1 protein-coding gene is annotated in these 1,253 nt (G+C 40.5%); it reads right to left on the minus strand.

The features are described from left to right. Positions 1-117: 117 nt before the first annotated feature. Positions 118-1,206: a ParA family protein gene (locus M3P05_RS20350; protein ID WP_249701964.1), complete on the minus strand. Its 1,089-nt coding sequence runs from the start codon at positions 1,204-1,206 to the stop codon at positions 118-120. Positions 1,207-1,253 lie beyond the last annotated feature (47 nt).

The following is a 1,253-nucleotide window of genomic DNA, read 5'->3' on the forward strand; positions in this document are numbered from 1 at the left end:
TAAAGACTTTTGGCGGGATTTACGATGACTTGGGACTATTCATTCCCCCAACGCGGGTAACGCCAGCTTAAGGGGCGCCGCAACGCGGCGTCCCTTTTGAAGCTCTTGTTAGCTTCACTATGCCCAGATGTTTTGGCTAATAAATGATAGCTGCCGCTGGCATTTTGTTACAGAGTCATTAACTGTCACCCTTTGGCCACCAATAGTGAAACTTTGTTGAGGGCTTAAACACTTAATTGGAATTTGTTTTGCTGAAGCAATACGACCTGTACCTAAAAAATCATCTAGTGGAACGATGTGATTATCTGGATCATCAGTAGTAAAACAGTCTATGTTGTCAGTTATTACTTGTTTTACTTTTTTTAAATACACTTTGGTTTGGTTGTTTGGCTCATACTGTGCTCCTGCTCTAGTTGACCACCCACAGTGTGTTAGAACAACCATTTGGACTTTAGGCTCATGCAAATCTAAACCTTGTTGTGCTCTGAGGAATGAGCGATTTTTATTCTGAAGTAATTCTAAAAGTAGTTTGAGTGAATCTACTGATTGCTGGTCTGTTCTTACTGGAACAATTAATGAATCAACTGCATGCCAGCTAAGATGAGTAGCACCAGAAAAGAATGGCGATGTATCGATTAATACTTTCCTTGTATCTGTTTTTCTGCATTCTCTATCTAGAAGATCTCTCATAGAATTAAGAATTTGCGTTATTGCTCTATCTGATTCTCCAGGTATGCCTCTGGCTTGAGACAATGCAGATTCCATGATCGATGGGAATTCATATAAGTTCGGAGATGAGGGTACAAAATATGCCCCTTTGCCATCGAAATATGAGTTATGGCCTTCAACTTTCTGAGCAATACCAGATGGAAAGGACATTCTTGGTAATAAGTATGGAAGCAGAGCATCGTAAATCGTTGTGCCGTTTGCTGGAGAACCTTGTGTGAAAAAACTTGTCGAATTAGCTTGAGGGCAAGTATCTACAGCTAGAACATCTCCAGCATCATATGCGAGATTAAATGTTAGAGTTGACTTACCGATTCCTCCTCTGAGATTACAAACTGCGTATCGATTATGTTTGGGTAACTCTAAATCCAGAAGTTCGGTCATTCTTGGAAATAAAACTGAGTGTGCGGAATTAGCCCAGTCTTGTGCATCATTTGCATAGTATGCTGCTTGTCTTGCGACAATCTTATCTACGTTCATTTAATTCCTAAAGGTTAATTGTGATGGTGGTTGTGGAGCTAACGCCC

It is taken from the genome of Parendozoicomonas callyspongiae, assembly GCF_023502345.1.
Taxonomy (GTDB): domain Bacteria; phylum Pseudomonadota; class Gammaproteobacteria; order Pseudomonadales; family Endozoicomonadaceae; genus Sansalvadorimonas; species Sansalvadorimonas callyspongiae.